At 40.4% G+C, this 19,971-nt stretch carries 23 protein-coding genes; 19 read left to right on the top strand and 4 right to left on the bottom strand.

Annotated elements, in window-relative coordinates; genetic code table 11:
* Window positions 1-57 precede the first annotated feature (57 nt).
* The 3 genes from ABIE66_RS22415 (at window position 58) to ABIE66_RS22405 (ending at window position 783) form a co-directional block, all read left to right on the top strand.
* Entirely contained in the window at window positions 58-219 is a 162-nt protein-coding gene (locus ABIE66_RS22415) for a hypothetical protein (protein ID WP_370016349.1), read from the top strand.
* Between the two features lie 60 nt (window positions 220-279).
* On the top strand, window positions 280-435 hold the full coding sequence (locus ABIE66_RS22410) for a DUF1540 domain-containing protein (RefSeq protein WP_370016348.1): 156 nt from the start codon (window positions 280-282) through the stop codon (window positions 433-435).
* Between the two features lie 201 nt (window positions 436-636).
* Window positions 637-783: a hypothetical protein gene (locus ABIE66_RS22405; protein WP_370016347.1), complete on the top strand. Its 147-nt coding sequence runs from the start codon at window positions 637-639 to the stop codon at window positions 781-783.
* Between the two features lie 183 nt (window positions 784-966).
* Here ABIE66_RS22405 and ABIE66_RS22400 read toward each other — a convergent pair whose 3' ends face one another.
* The 4 genes from ABIE66_RS22400 to ABIE66_RS22385 form a co-directional block, all read right to left on the bottom strand.
* A complete protein-coding gene (locus ABIE66_RS22400; RefSeq protein WP_370016346.1) occupies window positions 967-1,605 on the bottom strand; it encodes an O-methyltransferase in 639 nt (212 codons plus the stop codon).
* Window positions 1,592-1,936, bottom strand: a complete 345-nt coding sequence (locus ABIE66_RS22395; protein ID WP_289326389.1) for a hypothetical protein — start codon at window positions 1,934-1,936, stop codon at window positions 1,592-1,594. The genes ABIE66_RS22400 and ABIE66_RS22395 overlap by 14 nt, the downstream gene beginning before the upstream one ends.
* A gap of 169 nt (window positions 1,937-2,105) precedes the next feature.
* Window positions 2,106-2,549 (bottom strand): MarR family winged helix-turn-helix transcriptional regulator, encoded by a 444-nt coding sequence (locus tag ABIE66_RS22390; protein ID WP_089363027.1) that lies wholly within the window; start codon window positions 2,547-2,549, stop codon window positions 2,106-2,108.
* A 134-nt stretch (window positions 2,550-2,683) separates the two neighbouring features.
* Window positions 2,684-3,775: a low temperature requirement protein A gene (locus tag ABIE66_RS22385; protein ID WP_370016345.1), complete on the bottom strand. Its 1,092-nt coding sequence runs from the start codon at window positions 3,773-3,775 to the stop codon at window positions 2,684-2,686.
* Between the two features lie 209 nt (window positions 3,776-3,984).
* Here ABIE66_RS22385 and ABIE66_RS22380 point away from each other — a divergent pair, with 209 nt between their 5' ends.
* The 16 genes from ABIE66_RS22380 (at window position 3,985) to ABIE66_RS22305 (ending at window position 19,971) form a co-directional block, all read left to right on the top strand.
* Window positions 3,985-4,545, top strand: a complete 561-nt coding sequence (locus tag ABIE66_RS22380; protein WP_289326386.1) for an NADPH-dependent FMN reductase — start codon at window positions 3,985-3,987, stop codon at window positions 4,543-4,545.
* A 180-nt stretch (window positions 4,546-4,725) separates the two neighbouring features.
* A complete protein-coding gene (gene ycaC / locus ABIE66_RS22375; RefSeq protein ID WP_289314987.1) occupies window positions 4,726-5,367 on the top strand; it encodes an isochorismate family cysteine hydrolase YcaC in 642 nt (213 codons plus the stop codon).
* Window positions 5,368-5,957: 590 nt separating this feature from the next.
* Window positions 5,958-6,401: a hypothetical protein gene (locus tag ABIE66_RS22370; protein ID WP_370016344.1), complete on the top strand. Its 444-nt coding sequence runs from the start codon at window positions 5,958-5,960 to the stop codon at window positions 6,399-6,401.
* Window positions 6,402-6,973: 572 nt separating this feature from the next.
* The gene (locus tag ABIE66_RS22365; protein ID WP_370016343.1) at window positions 6,974-9,040 is read left to right on the top strand and encodes a BglG family transcription antiterminator; all 2,067 of its coding nucleotides are present in this window, start codon (window positions 6,974-6,976) and stop codon (window positions 9,038-9,040) included.
* The gene (locus tag ABIE66_RS22360; protein WP_289314989.1) at window positions 9,037-9,303 is read left to right on the top strand and encodes a PTS sugar transporter subunit IIB; all 267 of its coding nucleotides are present in this window, start codon (window positions 9,037-9,039) and stop codon (window positions 9,301-9,303) included. Before ABIE66_RS22365 ends, ABIE66_RS22360 begins: the two co-directional genes overlap by 4 nt.
* A gap of 17 nt (window positions 9,304-9,320) precedes the next feature.
* Window positions 9,321-9,587 carry a PTS sugar transporter subunit IIB gene (locus ABIE66_RS22355; RefSeq protein WP_053347686.1) on the top strand — a complete coding sequence of 89 codons (267 nt, stop codon included), beginning with the start codon at window positions 9,321-9,323 and terminating at the stop codon, window positions 9,585-9,587.
* Window positions 9,588-9,618: 31 nt separating this feature from the next.
* A complete protein-coding gene (locus tag ABIE66_RS22350) occupies window positions 9,619-10,887 on the top strand; it encodes a PTS ascorbate transporter subunit IIC (protein ID WP_370016342.1) in 1,269 nt (422 codons plus the stop codon).
* A gap of 118 nt (window positions 10,888-11,005) precedes the next feature.
* Window positions 11,006-11,851, top strand: coding sequence for an HAD family hydrolase (locus ABIE66_RS22345; protein WP_370016341.1), 846 nt, complete (start codon window positions 11,006-11,008; stop codon window positions 11,849-11,851).
* Window positions 11,852-12,380: 529 nt separating this feature from the next.
* Window positions 12,381-12,584 carry a hypothetical protein gene (locus ABIE66_RS22340; protein WP_370016340.1) on the top strand — a complete coding sequence of 68 codons (204 nt, stop codon included), beginning with the start codon at window positions 12,381-12,383 and terminating at the stop codon, window positions 12,582-12,584.
* Window positions 12,585-12,662: 78 nt separating this feature from the next.
* Window positions 12,663-13,631: an ABC transporter substrate-binding protein gene (locus ABIE66_RS22335; protein ID WP_370016339.1), complete on the top strand. Its 969-nt coding sequence runs from the start codon at window positions 12,663-12,665 to the stop codon at window positions 13,629-13,631.
* An 85-nt stretch (window positions 13,632-13,716) separates the two neighbouring features.
* Window positions 13,717-14,721: a FecCD family ABC transporter permease gene (locus ABIE66_RS22330; RefSeq protein ID WP_370016338.1), complete on the top strand. Its 1,005-nt coding sequence runs from the start codon at window positions 13,717-13,719 to the stop codon at window positions 14,719-14,721.
* The gene (locus ABIE66_RS22325) at window positions 14,718-15,731 is read left to right on the top strand and encodes a FecCD family ABC transporter permease (protein ID WP_370016337.1); all 1,014 of its coding nucleotides are present in this window, start codon (window positions 14,718-14,720) and stop codon (window positions 15,729-15,731) included. Before ABIE66_RS22330 ends, ABIE66_RS22325 begins: the two co-directional genes overlap by 4 nt.
* A gap of 15 nt (window positions 15,732-15,746) precedes the next feature.
* A complete protein-coding gene (locus ABIE66_RS22320) occupies window positions 15,747-16,538 on the top strand; it encodes an ABC transporter ATP-binding protein (RefSeq protein ID WP_370016336.1) in 792 nt (263 codons plus the stop codon).
* 444 nt (window positions 16,539-16,982) lie between these two features.
* Complete coding sequence (locus ABIE66_RS22315) at window positions 16,983-17,972, top strand: zinc-dependent alcohol dehydrogenase family protein (RefSeq protein WP_370016335.1); 990 nt, start codon at window positions 16,983-16,985, stop codon at window positions 17,970-17,972.
* A 219-nt stretch (window positions 17,973-18,191) separates the two neighbouring features.
* A complete protein-coding gene (locus tag ABIE66_RS22310; protein WP_370016334.1) occupies window positions 18,192-19,502 on the top strand; it encodes an amidohydrolase family protein in 1,311 nt (436 codons plus the stop codon).
* Between the two features lie 217 nt (window positions 19,503-19,719).
* Window positions 19,720-19,971 (top strand): hypothetical protein, encoded by a 252-nt coding sequence (locus tag ABIE66_RS22305; RefSeq protein WP_370016333.1) that lies wholly within the window; start codon window positions 19,720-19,722, stop codon window positions 19,969-19,971.

Here is a 19,971-nt window from a genome sequence, read left to right as displayed (position 1 = left end):
TAAAAAGAACCGGGCGGAAGCTGCCCGGTTTTTTTTGTCCTTAGATTCCACACGAGAATGAAATTCTTTCATAAAACCATAGAAATACTGGTGAATTTGAGCGCGTTACTCGTGAGTTTCTGCGTTTTACTGGTGAATTTGGTGGTTTTACTGGTGAATTTGAGTGCTCTATTACACGAGATAGGCGGTTTCCTTAAAATGAAGGAACCTGAACCTTAAAAAGGAAAGTATCAATAACCCCAATTCTGTTAATGATAGCAAATGAGGAGGTGTGATACGATGGCAAAAGATGTTCTATGTGAAGTGGATAATTGTAAATATTGGGATTCTGGAAACAAATGCAGTGCAGATGCTATTTATGTTGTCAGTCATAAAGGGAAGCAAGCATCAAATAGCAAAGAAACGGATTGCAAAACATTTGATCCAGAAATTTAAATCATCGGGGGTAACCATCAAACTGGTTACCCTTCTTTCATATTTATTATTGATAATAAAAATCATTTTCATTCAAGATTATAGAAATTCATTTTATTTTTTCTTCATGAAAAGGAAATTTGGGCGATATATACGTAAGTTTGATTGATAAAATTGTGAGTTTGTGCGATATATACGAGAGTTTGTACGATAAATTCGAGTTTGAGCGATATATACGAGAGATTGATCGATAAAATCGAAAGTTTGAGCGATATCCTCGTGAATTCGCGCTTTACTCGTGAATTAAGCAGTTTTACTCGTGAGTTTGGCTGTTTTACTCGTGAATTTAGCAGTTTACTCATGAGTTAGAGCACTTTACTCGTGAATTAAGCAGTTTACTCGTGAGTTAGAGCACTTTACTCGTGAATTAAGCAGTTTTACTCGTGAGTTTGGCTGTTTTACTCGTGAATTTAGCAGTATTACTCGTGAATTTTGTTTTTTGACTTATATGTCTTCATGCACGTACTTTTAATCAAACTTCATTTCCATCCTTCATTTCTTTACTTTTGAAATGGTCAGCCCATCACCAATCGGAATGATCAGGGATTCCAATTGAGGATGATTGGCCACAGTTTCATTGAATGTCTTCATGAATGCAGTATAATGTTTAGGTTTAGCATCCTGGTCTGCGACACTGCCTCCCGCAAGTACATTATCCATGACGATTAAAGCACCCGGTTCCGCCAGTCTAATGCAATATTGCAGGTAATTTTCATAATTGTCCTTGTCAGCATCTATAAAGAAAAAGTCGAATTTTTTGTTATCACCAACAAGTGTTTCAAGACTTTGCAAAGCTGCTCCGGTCATATATGATACTTGATCTCCAAGGCCGGCTTTGGATAGGTTGCCATGAGCTAACTTTACGTAATTCTCCTCTAATTCAAGGGAGGTTAATTTGCCTTCGCTGCCGAATCCCCGGGCAAGGCAAATCCCGCTATATCCCCCTAGAGCGCCTATTTCCAAAATATTTTTAGCCCCTGAAATGGATACAAGCATGGTAAGAAGTTTTCCAGATGAGGGAGATACCGATATGGACGGCATTCCGTTTTCTTGTATGGACTTAATGACTTCTTCCAAAAGTGCATCTTGGGTATAAAACACTGAATCGATATAACTGTTAATTTGTTTCATTGCTTTCAATTCCTTTCTCACTATTATTGGAAGTTTCCTTTTCTTCACTATTCTTATCGGCTGCTTCACTTTCTTGTATTTCAAATAATTGAATGAATTCGTTGATTAACATATCAATGGCTTTTAATTCACCGACTAAGATTTGATTAATGGATTGAAACTCTGGTTTATCTAACTGTTCCTTAATGGTTGAACGTTTAAGGTTCATCATTTCCAAAAAAGCAATTGCCCGCCCTCGGCGAAAGGTTTTTGGACCATGGCCTTTGCCACTGTGATGCTCCCCACGGTGATGTCCCTCTTTCTTGAAATCCTTGAATTTTTCATTTCTCATGTTAAATCCTCTTTCTGTGTATACGATTGTATACACATTGTGTCTTGGTTTAAATGTATACAAATGTATACAAAATGTCAACGCATACAAATAGAAAAAAACATCTGCTCAAAGTACAAATTCGATTATCAAAATAAAAACAGATCACCATTAAACAGGTGATCTGTTTTTATTTTTGAACTTTACTAAGTAGATCTAAAAGCTGTTGTTTTTCCGTCTCATTCAAGTTGGCAAACTGTGATGCCTGAAAATGCTCTTGTTTTGGAACAACTTCATGAAAAAACTCTTTTCCTTCCTCAGTCAATGAAAGGTATTTTGTTTTCCATTCCTGTTCCCGTTTAATCAATCCCAACTCTTCCATTTTCCTTAATAGTTGAGTGATATTGCCTTTTGTCACAAAAAGCTTGTTTGCAAGTTCTTGCTGAGATAATCGTTCATGGGAACCAACTTGAACCAAGATATCGAATTGGGCTGCCGATAGATTCCATTTTTTTAAATGTTGATTGGATTCCCGGATACTCTGGTTATATATTCGTGTTATTCGGAACCATAACATTAAACCCAGTCGTTCCTCATTATTAGATGTGGAGGGATTCGTTGTGTTTTCTTTCATGAATGTCACCTCATTCTTCTTTTTGTCACAATCAGTTTATGAATAAACTAAATCGAAGTCAAATACAAAAACTTCCAAATCCCATACAAAGAAACCAGTATTATCGTTTGATACTGGTTCCTTTGATTCCTTTATTATGTGGTCGTCAGTTTAGCAAAGATGATAAAAAACAGTGTTAATTCGCCTATTATCACAATATTCGGTACCACGACAATCAAATTAAAAATAAAAAAGACCGCTAAAATCCCTAGAAATAACCCTAAATGATATATTTGCAACCGCTGGTGCTTATGTCTATATTGGTGGAAAACAAAAGTGGTTGAAATGAAATAGAGCAATACGGAACCAAAAACAAAATAGAGGATAAATGAAAAATGGACTTCATGTAAAAACAATAATCTGATGGCTGCTGCAATCATGCTTATAGACATTAAAATAAACAGATGACCGTAAATGATGATTTGGCCGGAAGATTGTACAGACTTGTCGACTTTCTTCTCCATGTTATCGAAATATTGCCACCACATAGCTATTATCAAGGCAAATGAAATGATGGAAAAGGCTATCGAGTCCCAATTTCCTTGTTTAGGTTGAATTACCGCAAGAGTGCTGATAAGCGCTTCCCCAAAGAGAATGATGGTAAATAGACCAAAGCGCTCTAACAAGTGGGCCGTATTTGTAGGAACCTTTTCTAAGCATTTTCTTCCAAGGATTGGGACAATGATATCGATCAGGATGCCCAAATACAACACAGCATATCGAAGCCAAGAATCAAAAAGGACGGAGAATAATGAAATGATGATTCCAATCCAAAAATACCTTCCCAAAAAGAGTGCCGCTTTTTTTCGAAATCCCTCTTCTATTCGCTGTACAACTAGATATTGGATAGCAGTCACGGCTCTTAAGCCAATATAACCAATTAAAAAAGAAAGATAATAAGGATCAAAATCAGCTGATAAGCTTGATGTCATAATTAGGACAAAAAACATTTGCAGTATCAAAAATAGCCGTTGATGAAATAAATCCTTTCCAAACCGGTTAATAAAGATGGTTTGCCCTACCCAAGCCCACCAGATAGGAATAAAAATCAACACGAACTTCAATAAATACTCCGGATGGATATATCCATCTTCAACATGCAGTAAAACATGAGTTGCGCCCGCAACGGCCGCCACAAATAACAAATCATAAAAGAGCTCTAACCATGTGACTTTCTTTTCATCCATTTCTGCACTCCTCCCAATACCCTTCTAGTTTATAGTATGTTGGAAATATTCAGAAAATGGAAGTGGAATCAATATAAGGAAGTTCTTTTTACCCAGCAATCATGTTATGCCATATTTACATCACAAGCTTAATTGGGAATAACGTCACTTTTTTATAGTTGGTAGATTATGGTAATATAGGAGATGATTTCAAAAAGGGAGGGAAGTAGATGACTAGAACCATCGGCCTTATTTGTGGCAGTTTACGGGAAAATTCTTATAATAGAATCATTGCTCAATCATTGACAGATATGGTTGATTCTTATCAATTTCGCTGGATCGAAATTAATGATCTTCCTTTGTTTAACGAAGACTTGGAAATGAGTGGGGTTCCAGAAACAGTGACATCATTTAAATCCGCCATTCAGGACGTTGACGGTATCATTATCGTAAGTCCAGAGTACAATTCTGGAATACCAGGCGTATTAAAAAATGCATTGGACTGGGCGTCAAGACCTCGGGAGTCCGCTGTTCTTACCAAAAAACCAGTTGGCCTGATTGGAGCTACTCCTGGGGGATTAGGTACTGCATTTGCTCAAATGCAAATCAGGCAAGTACTTGAAGCGATGCAAGTTCATGTTCTTCCATTTCAAAAAATGCTGATATCGCAAGTACATAAAAAGATTGATTCTGATCGGAAAGAGCTTACTGATGATCAAACAAAACGTTATCTTGAGCGTTATTTACAACAATTCATTCATTGGATCGATCACACTCCAGTTCTAGATTAATTATCAATAATCAATGATTCTTATTATATATATATGATTGACAGGATATAAGTTTATAGATAAACTTATGAGCAACAGTCAGTTAAGTTATAAACTGATTGGAACCAACGAAGGAGTTGGGGGGAATTTCCCTACATATGAACTTTCTTCGATAGCTTTAATAAAAGGAGGACTTTAAAAATGTCTGATCTCTATTCTCGTCTATCCAAAGATGATGCTGCCGTTCTTCTAGTGGATCATCAAACCGGTCTTATTTCCGGGCTAGTGCGTGATTATGGTGTTGATGAATTCAAGAACAATGTTATGGCTCTTGCCAACACCGCCAAGTTTTTTGATTTGCCAGTTATTTTAACAACAAGCTTTGAAAACGGACCAAACGGACCGCTGATGCAAGAATTGGAAGAACTCTTTCCTCACGCACCAAAAATAGCTCGGCCTGGACAAATTAACGCATGGGATAATGAAGATTTTGTTAAAGCAATCGAAGAAACTGGAAAAAAACAACTTATCATCGCGGGCGTGGTTACAGATGTCTGCGTTGCTTTCCCGGCACTTTCCGCTTTGAAAGCTGGTTATGAAGTATTCGCTGTCACTGATGCTTCTGGAACAGTCAGCAAACAGGTAGCTGATGCGGCATTATCGCGTATGGCACATGGCGGTGTGCAGCTTATGAACTGGTTTAGCGTAGCGTGCGAATTACAACGTGATTGGCGCAACGATGTCGAAGGTTTTGGTGCTTTACTTTCCAGCCAGCTGCCTGGTTATCAAAATATAATCGGAAGCTATAGGGGAGCTCAGCGCAATCTCAGCAAGCAGATTTAGATTGTGTCTTTATCCAAGTTGAATAAGGGAGGGGACATTATGTCCTTCCCGGTTTGTAAACAAAAAGGTTTCGGAATGTTCTCATTCCGAAACCTTTTTGAATTTTTACCGAATTTTAAAGCAGTTATCGAGAATGGTTGTCCTACCCGTTCGTAATCGCAGGTGTTTAATAAGCTGGAGCTTTCAAACAAAAATGAATGTACCATGATTATTCTTCTAAATCTTATTCATTTGAATAGTTAGAGGATCACCTTTGTAAAGTCTTCTCCTTATTTATCGTTCTTTGAACCATTTTTTTATCATTATGCATTCTCCCATTAATAGACCTACTAGAACACAGGTAATGCCCATAAAATAATCTGGGTTTTCCAATAAAATGTCTGCAAGTATTGGACCAATAAAAATCCCTAAAAGAATAATAATATAAGATTTATATCTAAACCTTAGGTAATTAAACATAAAAATACAATTCCTCACTTTTTTAGTTAGTATATTACATACTATAGTCAAAATGTTTTGAATTTACAAATAATTTAATGTAAAATATATAATTGAAAATATTTTGTAATAAAGAAGAGAAGGTTTTACCTATGGTAAAAAAGATTTTAAGTCTATTGGTTGCCTTTGCTATTACTTTTTCATTATTTTCAAGTAGTACTATAGCGTTTGCTTCTCAAGAATTTGAAAATGAAGAAATATTGTTTGAAGGAACTAGCGAGGAGCTTCACTTTAATAGTGTTGAAAACGATAACTTCATCATTTCAACAGTTACAGATGCAGAAGGGAATCAGATTACTGAAGTAAAGATTAATAAATTAACAAATCAGTTGGAAATTGATGGTGTGAATTTGTCTGAAGAAGAACAAATAGAACTTAATAATTATGTTGAATATGTTAATAATGAATATATTTCCGATAGTGAATACTTCGTCTCAGCAGAAAATGAGGTTCAAGTTATAGAAATGGCCACAGCTAATGCGTGCAAGTATAAAAGTCTGGGGACGTATTATGGAGTTCAGCTGTACCTAAAATAGGTGTTTCAGCATTTGCAGCATATCTATCTACTATTACGAAAGCTCCTTACAGTTCAGCTTTAGCAGCTGCAAGTGTTGTTGTTAGCGCTGTTCCAAATATATATTACTCTTTGAATGATGCTCAATGCACATCTGGTAAGTACTTATACAACAAAAGAACTGTGAAATTTTTCAAAGACAAGGCACGTAAAATACAAGTAGGAAAAACAAGTGTGAGTTATCAAAAAAGAGCTAAGTAAAATAGTAATCTGGAACAATACTTGTGATTTATAAACAGGTCCTGTTGGCATATTTCTTAATAAAAAAGTGGTGGAGTTTAATCTCAAAACTTTCACCACTTTTTTTTGTTTTAAAGAGTGTGTGCAATTTCATTTTAGTACTGCATAATCCACTTTTAATTCACCCGCTTTTCTACAAGGCATAATGGTAATTGACCTAGCAAGGATGCGGTATTGTGCACAAATTTATAAAGAGTTTATTATTGTGCAGTACCCATGACAACATTCGGACTTAGAAACGCTATAATTCTAATAAGAAGTGAGATATCGTAGAAGCAGGGAGAGGGATAGAGAATGTTTTTAGATGAAAGAAGCGCCAATTTACTAAAACTATTACAGCATTCGCCCATTTCAAAAATGAAAGAACTTGAAGCCCAAACAGGTCTGACGAGAAGGCAAATACAATATGGTCTGAACAAAGCGAATGACTGGCTCCAATTTCATGGATATCAACCGATTCAATATAATCGTGAACTGGGCTACTCCTTTTCCGAAACAATCAGGGATGAAGAATTGAACGTAAAACTGACAAAACGCAATTATATATTTTCAGAGACAGATAGGGAAAAGGTTTTTTACCTCATGATCCTGTTAAGCCATGAAGAATTGTCCGTCTATCATTTCCAGACAATCACCGGGCTTTCACGAAATACGGTGTTGAAGGATTTAAAAAGGCTTAAGGAGAAAAACAGGGACATAGCGCTCAAAATCCAGTATTCCAAACAAGATGGCTACGTGGTGATTGGGGAAAGCCGGGTAAAGAGATATATCATTGAACGTCTCGTGCATGATGTACTAAATAGTCCCAATAGTGAATTGATCATGGAGTGCATATGGGGAAATCATGAAAAGCAAATCAGCTCAATCCGGTTCCAGCTTGAGGGAATCGAGCGTAAATTAGGCATCACCTTTACGGATGAACGGCTTCATGAACTGAGCTATTTATTTTTATGTACAGATCAGCTCATAGGAAAAGGGGAAGAGTTACAGGCCGACCAGAGCTGGGCTCCATTTGTAGCGACGGAAGAATACAAAATGGTTGAGGAAATGACCATGACGGATGCCTTTCAATCAGTGTGGAGCGAAACGGAAAACTTATACGCAACGTTACATTTACTGAGCATGAATCGAACGAAGGACATTTCCCCTCTTAAGGATGATGAAGTCATTCAACAGCTTTTGCAGGAAATCGTGGAAGAGTTCGAGAGGCTGGCGTTTGTTCACCTGAAAGACAAAGAGCAGCTTTGCCAACAATTATACATTCATTTTAAACCGGCATATCATCGCCTGCGGTATGGTCTCCCGCAAATGAACCCGATGACGGGACGGGTTCAGAAAGTATATCCTGAACTGCATCATTTGACAAAAAAATCCCTATGGGTGTTGGAGAAAGAGATTGGCTGTCCAGTATCAGAAGAGGAAGTGGCATACTTCACGATCTATTTTGGCGGATGGCTGCGCAGGCAAGGGACCACATTGGATGATCGAAAACGGGCCATTGTCGTATGCCCGAATGGTATCGGCATCAGCAATATCCTCATTTATACATTGAGGGAATTATTTCCGGATATTTTGTTCCTGGATGTTCTGTCAGTAAGGAATGCGGCAGAATACCCATTGTCGTACGACCTTGTTTTTTCAACGGTGCATATGAGAACGAAAGCGGCCTTATTCGTTGTACCGCCCATTTTGGAAATGCAGGATAAACATACATTGCGCCAGCAGGTCATGCAGGAATTGTATGGATATACAACGGAAAGTGTGGATGTTGCAGCATTATTAAAAATCATTTCCAAGCATGCGACAATCCATGAACCGGATCAGCTTGAAAAGGCACTGCAGTCGAATGTGTTTACTCACACGCCAAAAGTAACCCAATTTTCTTTAAAGGAGGCAGAGAAGCCTGTGTTAGAAGAACTGCTCAATATGCAAACGATTCAATTACAGCCGCATGTTTCCAATTGGAAAGAAGGCATTCAAGTCGCGGCCAAGCCTCTCGTGGACTTAGGAACCGTCGAAGAACGATATGTGGATGCAATGATCGAGGCCATAGAAACGAATGGCCCATATGTAGTGATAACGCCTGGAGTGGCGATTCCCCATGCACGTCCGGAGCAGGGGGTAAGATCTTTATCCATGAGTTTGCTGAAATTGGATGAAGCCGTGGACTTTGGGCCGGATAAACCGGTTCGCCTGATTATCATTTTGGCAGCCGTAGATAACGATTCGCATTTGCGGGCATTGATCCAGCTCACTCAATTATTGAATGAACCAGCCAATATAGAGGAAATCTTACGCACTTCAGATAAATCGCTCCTTATGGAGTACGTTCATAAATATTCGAAGGAGGAAACGGAATGAAAATCATGGTAGTATGCGGAAACGGATTGGGCAGCAGCTTCATCATGGAAATGAATGTGAAGAAAGCATTGACGGAAATGGGAAAAACGGCCGAGGTGGATCATACGGATCTTACATCCGCAAAAACGGTTCAGGCGGATATCTTCCTGGGAGCGGCGGATATTGTCGGTCAGCTGGATGATGGAACCCGGACGATCGTCACACTGGAAAACATGATGAGCATCCCTGAAATCAAATCTAAATTAGACAAGCATGTAGGATAAAAAAAGGAGAGATTGATATGAAGAAAATCATGGTAGTATGCGGAAACGGATTGGGCAGCAGCTTCATCATGGAGATGAATGTGAAGAAGGCATTGACGGAAATGGGAAAAACGGCCGAGGTGGATCATACGGATCTTACATCCGCAAAAACGGTTCAGGCAGATATTTTCCTGGGAGCGGCGGATATTGTCGGTCAGCTGGATGATGGAACCCGGACGATCGTCACGCTGGAAAACATGATGAGCATCCCTGAAATCACATCGAAATTAGCGTCACATCTATAACAAGAAAACTTAAAAAAGAGGGGGAGAGGCAATGCTGGAACTTATCATGAATGACATCTTGGGTACACCTTCCATACTAGTGGGGCTGTTTGCTCTCATTGGCCTGCTGTTACAGCGGAAATCCAGTGCGGATGTTGTATCTGGAACGTTAAAAACAGTCATGGGTTTCATTATCATTGGAGCGGGAGCGGCAGTGCTCATCGGCGCCCTTGATATATTCAGTAAAATGTTCGATCATGCATTCAATGTACAAGGCGTCATACCGAATAACGAAGCCATTGTCGCAGCCGCCCAAAGTGATTTTGGGACCTCGACTGCACTTATCATGGTTTTTGGTATGGTCGTCAATGTATTGCTAGCTCGTTTCACGCCATTTAAATATATATTCTTAACGGGGCACCATACCTTATTCATGGCTTGTTTACTTGCAGTCACCCTATCGGTCGGCGGGCTTGACGGATTTCCGCTTATCTTGGTCGGTTCCATTCTATTGGGGGTATGCATGGTGATGTTCCCAGCCCTCCTTCAGCCATACGTACGGAAGATCACCGGAAGCGATGATTTTGCCATAGGCCACTTCGGGACCATCGGATATTTTGTATCCGCGACTGTTGGAAAATGGTTTGGGAATAAGGAGAAGACGACCGAGCAGATCAAGGTTCCTAAATCTTTAGGATTCCTGAGGGACACATCAGTCGCCGTGTCGCTTACGATGACGTTGTTCTTCGTGATCGTCGCATTGTTTGCCGGACAGAACTATATTGAAACGGAATTATCCGGCGGCTCGAACTTCATCGTATTTTCTTTCATCCAGGCGATAACATTTGCAGCAGGGGTCTACATCATCCTTGCAGGGGTACGGATGTTAATTGCTGAAATCGTCCCTGCATTCAAAGGGATTGCTGATAAAGTGGCACCGAATACAAAACCTGCATTGGATTGCCCGACCATCTTTCCTTTCGCTCCAAATGCAGTGATCATCGGATTCCTATTCAGTTTCCTGGCTGGCCTATTATCCATGTTCCTCCTTCCGGCAATCGGATTGAAAGTCATCGTTCCGGGGCTCGTACCGCATTTCTTTACCGGAGCGGCTGCTGGTGTTTTTGGAAATGCTACAGGCGGCAGACGCGGTGCGATGCTAGGATCATTTGCCAACGGGCTCATCATTAGTTTCCTGCCGGCGACACTCCTGGTCTTCTTGGGGGATGTAGGTTTTGAAGGAACCACATTTGGTGATTCGGACTTCGGCGTGGTCGGTCTCTTCATCCTAAGTGTCATGAAACTTTTAGGATTATCCTAAACTGTTATACTGATAAGGTACATGAATAAAAATAAATCAATGAAACCAACAGCCTAAGATCTTTTTGATAATGGGCTGTTGGCATTTTCATATCATTCGGATTCTAGAGGTGATTTGCATGACTAACAAGGCAATTGTGCTGGATTTGGATGGCACGACATTGAACGAAATGAATAAGGTGAATGAGACGCTGGAACAGTACATAGGCGAACTTAGGGAAAGAGGTAAGCTGATTTTCATTGCAACAGGAAGAACGCTGGAAGAAGTGAGGGACGTTTTGCCGTCTGGCATGGAAGCCGATGGAATGGTGACAGCCAATGGAATGTCCGTATTCATCGGAAAGGAACAGATTGTCGAACACGCCCTGTCGCCGGAACTTGTGGAAGAATTGGTCGCCAAAGCTGGAGCTGGAGAGATTTTTTACGAAGTGCATCCGAACGATGGAACACGGATGGCATTACTTAAAGATAAAGACTATATGGTTAAACAAGGCTTGGTGCCAAAGCCCGAGACAGTCGATGAAAATGAATGGCTATCAAGACAGGATGCAGTGGATGACAAAATAAGATGGTCAGAACAAATGGATATAAGCAGCGTCGCCAAAATCTACTTTTTCAGCAATGAAATGAATACCATTCGAAAATGGAAAGCGGATTTGGGGAAAATCAAGCAATACAATGCCTTCACAACAGCTTCCTCCACCCATCACAATGTAGAAGTGACAGTGGAAGGCGTCTCAAAAGCAACAGGGGTCCAACTATTACTGAAGCATTTCCAGCTAGCACCGGAAAATATCCTGGCAGTGGGCGATGGTGAAAATGACCTCCCCCTATTTAAACTCGCAGGACATTGCGTTGCCATGAAAAACGCCACTGACCTGGTCAAAGAACAAGCCGATGAAGTGACGGAGCATTCATACAGAGAAGATGGACTGTATCGATTTTTGAAGGGAAAGTTTCACTAAATAACCTGGAAAGCAAAGAAGATCCAATCTTTTTTGTGAAATTTGCACGTTGATTGGAACGTAGGTGTCCGCCCTCGGCGCCTTTGCGCCTGCGGGGTCTCCCTTAGGACGCGCTTTTCCCGCAGGAGTCCCGCACCTTCCGTTCCAATCAACTTTGTTTTAGATGTAACTTCTTTTGTCTGCAAAATCGATAATAAATGGTCAATAAAAGGGGGGTCGGAAGGGCCTCAACCCGACCCATGATAGTAAAGCAAGACTAGATAATCCTTAATGATTTTTTACTATTTTATGAAACCCTCAATGGATTAAGAGTGCGACACTCCTGCCGAAAAACTGGCTAGCCGAGACCCCACAGACGATTCCTTTGATGCTGCTTGGCAGACAGTCGGCGGAAAGGATGCGGATTTCTGGGATCAAGTGAATCATTCTTATAATAAACTCCACCTCCATAAAACCCTCAAAAGGGGAAGCTTCAAATGAAGTATTTCCTATTGAGGAAATGCTGATGGAAAGAAAATGAGGACATACATTGATCAAAAGAGCAGACCTTAACGGGTCTGCTTTTTTTACTTTTGTTAATGTTCAACTTCAAGCCCTTGCCGAATCGGTACTTCAACTTACTTCACGTATAAAATCCATGCAGGTTGCCTTAATGGCCATAATGATTTTTATTCACAAAATTTCATTAATATTGACGCTATCAATCGATGACTTTATCATAACAGCAGGATAATGATAATCATTTTCAATTATGAATGTATTCGTTGGTTAAGAAGTTAAATAGATATAGATGACGGAAAGGGTGCAAAAAATGAGAGAATCTAAAAAAGCAAGAACATTTGGGGGAGGAGCATTAATCCTGTTATTTACGATTATGATGATTTTATCAGGATGTAATAATTCTCAAAAAACAACAGAAGCAGATAAGACATCTGCCGAAACAAAGAATCAAGAAATAAGGACGATTAAGCATGAAATGGGAGAAACGGAAATTAAAAATACTCCTAAAAAAATAGTTACCCTTGAGTTATCTTTCGTTGATTCTCTAAATGCTCTAGGAATAAAACCTATTGGGATTTCAGATGACAACAAAAAAGATATGATTACAAAACTTGTAGGTCAAGAAATGGATTATACTTCAGTAGGAACACGTGAACAGCCTAATTTAGAGGTTATCAGTTCATTACAGCCGGATTTAATCATTGCAGATGCTGAGCGGCATAAAGGTATTTATAAAGATTTACAGCAGATCGCTCCTACCGTTGTCTTAAAAAGTCGGGAATCTACCTATCAAGAAAACTTGGATTCTTTCAAAACGATTGCAAAAGCAGTAAATCAGGAAGAGGCTGCAGATAAAAGATTAAACGAGCATGAAAAAACGATCAAAGAACTTAAATCAAAGCTAACAGTTAATTCAAATATGACGGTTTTACCTGCTGTTGTACGGGATACTTCATTCCAAGCTCATACTTCTTCTTCTTATGATGGAGAATTGCTTGAACGAATGGGATTGAAAAATGCCATTCAGCAAGACCAACCACATGCTGAGATGAATCTGGAGCAACTTGTCGAGATTAATCCGGATGTGCTGCTTTTGGCGAACAATGAGGGTAAGTTACTTACTGATGAGTGGAAAGATAACCCTCTTTGGAAAGACCTAAAGGCTGTAAAAAACAAACAAGTTTATAGTGTTGATCGGGATTTATGGACAAGATACCGTGGTGTTGTATCCGCAGAGGCCATTGCTAAAGACACCTTAAACATGCTTGGTAACGAATAAGGAACAAAAGAGAAGTAAGAGATCCAATTCTTACTTCTCTTTCTATTAGTATGAAAATCTTGTTAGGAAGTGTGTTGTATAGTCAATGGAGACCTTAGTTAGAAGTAAAATGAAAGTGTATTGTACAGCTGTAGCCGGAATCGTTTTGTTAATTTTGGGAGTCCTAACAAGTATTTCTGTGGGCGCGGCCGACATAAATTTAGCAATGGTTTTGAAGTCCTTTTTTGAGATGGACTCGTCAAAAGAACAGGTTATTATAAGGACTCTTCGTTTACCTCGAGCTTTGGTTGGAGCATTGGTCGGTGCTAATTTAGCGGTGGCGGGTGCTCTCATGCAGGCTATCACCCGGAATTCATTAGCTTCTCCACAAGTATTTGGTGTTAATGCCGGTGCGTCATTTTTTATTGTTTCAGCTTTTGTTTTCTTTCCTAACCTTTCTTCCGTCTCTCTAGTTTGCGTTGCATTCATTGGTGCAGCAGTGGGAGGGATGGCAGTCTATTCTTTTGCTTCGGGAGGGGGAATGACCCAAGTGAAGCTGGCATTGGCGGGAATGGCTGTTCACTTTTTTTTATCTTCTTTAACGCAAGGCATGATCATCTTTAATGAACAAGCGAAAGATGTGCTCTATTGGTTAGTCGGATCTATTAATGGGAAAACATGGGCGCACGTTAACATGATTCTTCCTTGGTCTCTTTTTGGGCTATTTGTAGCTGTCTTGTTCTCTCGATCTGTTTCCGTCCTTGTATTAGGAGAAAATATGGCGCAAGGACTTGGGCAACGGGTGTACCGAATCCGGATTTTAGCAGGAATATTGGTCATTATTTTGGCAGGATCTTCGGTTGCCGTCGCAGGCCCAGTGGGCTTTGTTGGTTTGATTATTCCTCATATCGTCAGGAGGCTGGTGGGGGGAGATTATCGAAGAATCATCCCTTTTTCTGCATTATTCGGCGCTTTACTCTTAGTTTATGCAGATATTATCGCCCGGTTTATCGCTTATCCTTTTGAATCGCCAGTAGGAATTGTAACAGCTATAATCGGTGCGCCATTCTTCCTTTATTTAGCGAAGAGAGGGAGGAATATTAAGCAATGAAACTTAGTCGAAAATCCGTGTTGAAACCCAAATTTCACCCTTATTCCATTCTCCTTATACTTATGGTAATCATGCTGATTTTATCAATGGTGAGCCTGGGATTAGGGGCCATTTACATCTCACCTTTGGAAATCATCCAAAATTTCCTTGGAAATGGCATGCAAAGTCAGGCATTCATACTGCACAACTACCGGATACCCCGTATTTTGATTGCCGTGATAGTGGGTGCCGGATTGGCAACGGCTGGAGCCATTCTGCAAGGGGTCCTTCGAAATCCATTGGCTTCTCCCGATGTGATTGGGGTAACAAAAGGTGCCGGATTGGCAGCTGTTATCGTCATTGTTCTATTTCCGCAATCGCCAATCATCATTTTACCCCTTTCAGCTTTTATCGGAGCAGCGGTCATGGCGGCAATTTTGATGATATTTGTTTATAAAAAAGGGGCTCAACCAAATACAATAGCTTTGGTGGGAATTGCTTTAGGGGCAATATGTCAAGCAGGCATAGAGTATTTCATGGTCAAGTTCCCGGATGATGTGAATACGACTCTCTTGTGGTTAACGGGGAGTCTATGGGGAAGAGGATGGGATCAAGTATTCATTTTGCTTCCATGTCTAGTTCTTGTCCCGGTATTAATTGCATTAACTTCTAAAATGGATGTACTGAGCCTTGGAGACGAAATAGCTACAGGTCTCGGTGAAAGATCAAAATTACTGCGTTATATTTTACTAGGTGTTTCTGTCATTTTAATTGGAGTCTGTGTAGCTGCGGTTGGTTCCATCGGATTTATTGGTTTAATCGCCCCCCATATTGCCCGTAGAGTGGTTGGATCTAAATTCAAGGTTTTACTTCCTGCTTCAGCGCTCTTTGGTTCTATCTTTCTACTCGTTGCTGATAGCTTGGGCAGAGGATTATTCCCTCCAATAGAAATACCCGCCGGAATTATCACTGCGGTTATTGGGGTGCCATACTTTTTATATCTATTACGTCGTGAACGAAAAATAACATAAGGAAGGCTGGCGATCATGACAACATTATCAGCAGAGCATCTTTCTCTCTCTTATGGATCAACTCAAATCATTGATAATATCGATTTAGAAATTCCAGAAGGTAAAATCAGTATAATCATAGGTTCCAATGGTTGTGGCAAATCTACCATTTTACGGTCTCTAGCTAGATTATTAATACCTCAGCAAGGCACGATCTATTTAGATGGAAAGGCCATTCATCAACAATCTTCCAAGGAAGTTGCGAAGAAATTGGCTATTTTACCGCAAGCTCCGGAAGCGCCGGAAGATATAACCGTTAAAGATTTATGTTATTATGGCAGGCATCCACACAAAGGATTGTTTTCCAGACAAACTCCAGAAGATCATGCCATTGTCGACCGTGCTTTATCTGCAACGAAAATGACTGAATTTGCTGACCGCACATTGGATGCATTATCTGGAGGACAAAGGCAAAGAGCATGGATTTCGATGGCTTTAGTACAAGAAACCGACCTTTTACTGCTAGATGAACCGACAACCTATCTAGACTTAGCACACCAAATTGAAATATTGGAATTACTGCGCGATTTAAACGTAACTTATGGGCGCACGATTGTCATGGTTCTGCATGATTTAAATCAAGCTGCACAGTATGCAGATCATCTGATTAGCATCGTTAAGGGGAAAATCTATAAAGAGGGACCGCCTGAAAAGGTCTTTACAAAAGAGATGATCAAGGACGTCTTTAGACTGGAATGCTGTATTATTGAAAATCCAGTTGATCAAACGCCTCTATGCATTCCAATTGGTTTATCTCAAGATCATTAGAAGCAGTTTCTTCCCTATTAATATAGATCAAGACGTTAGCGGTAGATTTTTATATTAATCCAACCAACATTAAATGAGGCATTCCTTCAAAAGGGGATGCCTTTTGCTCGATTCACTACGTAAGGAGAAATGGCCTGTTGTGAAATATCCCGGGTTTCCTACTAAAATGCCGGATTAAACTGATAGGGGTTTTTATATTAGATACTTCTAAACCTGGGTTGCTGCGGCAACCTTTTTTTTATGGAACGAAAGGGGCAGGTCAATTGAAGGTGAAAAGGGATTATAATAATAAAACGGAATGCTTAATTAGAAGTGATTAAAACGTGAAGAACCACAATACATTAAATCCAGAATTAACAGCTCTTTAAGTTTTTTAGAATACTGGCCAGGCTCAGTTTAAATGATAAAATAGATAGACTTATACATAAAAGGAGACTTATTATTTTGGAAGCCAAATGTGTTACATTCTATGAGTTTGGGAATCCGCAAAAGGTTTTAAAAGTTGAAAATAAATTTATCCAAAGACCTTTCGAGGGGGAAGTCCTCGTTCGGATGACCACACGTCCCATTAACCCGTCTGACTTGCTGCCCATTCGCGGTGCCTATTCCCACCGAATCCCCTTACCTTCCATACCTGGTTATGAAGGTGTCGGCATTGTAGAAGAGGTGGGTGCATCGGTTTCGAAAGAGCTGATAGGCAAGCGTGTACTGCCTTTGCGTGGTGAAGGGACCTGGCAGGATTATGTTAAAGCATCTGCGGAGCTGGCCATCGTCATTCCTGATTCGATCGAGGACCATATAGCAGCGCAATTATATATAAATCCGATAACCGCGTGGCTAATAATCACAGAAGTATTAGCATTGAAACCGGATGATGTATTACTCGTAAATGCTTGCGGATCTTCCATTGGCCGTTTATTTGCCCAGTTATCCAGGATTCTTGGTTTTAAGCTGATTGCTGTAACGAGAAACGATAAGTATACGGAAGAACTGCATGAACTTGGTGCTGCATATGTAATCGATACGTCCCAATCATCCTTGCATGATACCGTGATGGAATGGACGAATGGGCGCGGAGCGAATGCGGCCATAGATTCAGTGGGCGGCATTGATGGTTCAGAGCTAGCTTTTTGTGTTCGGCCTAACGGCATCTTATTAACGATTGGCCTTTTATCAGGAAAGTCTGTAAATTGGGCGGAAGTTTCACAAAGGACAAAAGTGAATGTTAAAATGTTTCATCTTCGCCATTGGAATCAGCAGGCTTCCGTTCAAACCTGGCATGAAACGTTTAACCTTTTGATGGGTTTCATTGCTGATGAAAGATTGATGTTCATGAAGCCGGATTCCTACTACGGCCTTCAAGATGTGCAAGAAGCCATTCGTATCACCGAAACCCCTGTGGGCAATAGAGGGAAGATTTTTTTAAGCAGCTGATTTGCCTGCTGAATTTGCAATGGACATTTCTATGTGGTTTGCTGATTGAACGGACATATTGAAGGAAGCATTCATCTTGAAGCTCTTCCAATAGGTTCCTAAGGTAAATGGAAATGTCCCCTGATAATATGGAATTACTTGATTACCTGTAAGATGCTAGTTTAGAATGCGGAATAGAAACATGTTGATACATGATACGACTTTGGAGGAAATACTTATATGAAAACGATATATATGAATGCTACCTTTTTTACTATGGATAAAGAAAATCAAATCTTTGAAAATGGGATGATGATTATACAAGATCAAACCATATCCTACATCGGCCAGCACTCTGAAGAACAATTGGCAGATGCTGATCAAGTGGTCAACCTTGGCGGGAAATGGATTATGCCAGGCCTTGTGAATGCCCATTCGCATATTGTGATGACCCTTTTACGCGGAATCGGGGACGACATGCTGCTGAAGCCGTGGCTTGAAACGAAAATATGGCCGATTGAAAGCCAGTTTACAACGGAAATCGCCTCTGTAAGTTCTCAGCTTGGCCTTATGGAAATGATGAAATCAGGAACCACGACATTTTCGGATATGTTTAATCCTAATGGAATAGATGCGGGTGCTGTCATGGAGACGATAGGCGAAACGGGAATGCGCGGAGCCTTCTCTTACACAATTTTCAACTTGGGTACGGAAAAAGACCAAAAAGCGAACCTCATGGGGGCTGAGCAGTTTTCAAAAAACTATAAAACGTTTGCCGATGGCCGCCTGACCACCATGGTCGCGCCACACAGCCCTTATGCCTGTACACCTGAGGCGATTATGGAAAGTGCACGGATTGCAAAAGAGAATGATTTAATGGTGCACATTCACGTATCGGAAACGGACTTTGAAATCCTCGACATCGAAAAACGTTACGGATCCCGTCCTGTCGAGCACCTTCGCCGTTTAGGACTGTTCGATCAGCCTACCGTGATGGCCCATGGTGTGGTTCTCAATGATGAAGAACGGGCGATACTAAAACAGCACGATGTACGCGTTGCCCATAATCCAATCAGTAACCTGAAGCTCGGATCTGGAATAGCAGATGTCGTCAGCCTCCTTAATGCAGGCATTAAAGTTGGGGTTGCAACAGACGGCGTCGCCTCGAATAACAACTTCGATATGTTCGAGGAAATAAGGACAGCTGCATTACTACAAAAAGGAATCTATAAGGATGCCACTAAATTCCCTGCACAAACGGCCCTCGCCATGGCCACCAGAATGGGTGCAGAAGCGATCGGCATGGGTCATACGGGATCACTTGAAGCTGGTAAAAAAGCAGACTTCATCACCATTTACCCATATAACAAAGAACATCTGCAGCCACTGAGTGAAGCCTATTCGCACCTGCTTTATGCAGCACGCGGAAATGATGTATGTGATGTATACATTGATGGCAAAATGGTCGTGAAAGATGGCCGCTGCTTAACGATCGATGAAGAAAAAGTAATCGCCGAAACGAATCGTCTGCAGGGGACCCTATCACGATAAACATGAACGGATGCATGAAAAAAGGAGCTGTCATTGCAGCTCCTTTTTTTATGGATTCAATGAAGGGGTGAAGGCCGAATTAATCCATTTTGAGGACCATATTATTGGGTTTTAGCAGGGAATAAATCGTATCGAATGGCAGTTTAAAAGGAATTACCGCTAGTATTATGGAATAAATTGTTCTTAACACTTAGAAATCCGTCATGAGTCCAGTTTCTTGGAAATATGGAAACAAAGTAAGCCGGTTAAAAATATTAATAAGAAAATAGGTATGGCAAAAACGGTTAAAAACGAAAAAATGAAAAAAATGCTGCTGACCGCAAATATTAACCAACTGGTAATCAGCAAGCAGCTGGAAAAAAAATCTTTGACAGCATGGATCATGAATTCACCACCGTATGAAAGTCTTTGTATGAATTATACACCATTTTCCAATCGTATTGAGAAGCAGTCAACTCGAGGAAAGTAG

The organism is Peribacillus sp. B2I2, assembly GCF_041261685.1.
In the GTDB taxonomy this organism is placed as follows: Bacteria; Bacillota; Bacilli; order Bacillales; family DSM-1321; genus Peribacillus.
This window is presented reverse-complemented; position numbering and strand designations above follow the sequence as displayed.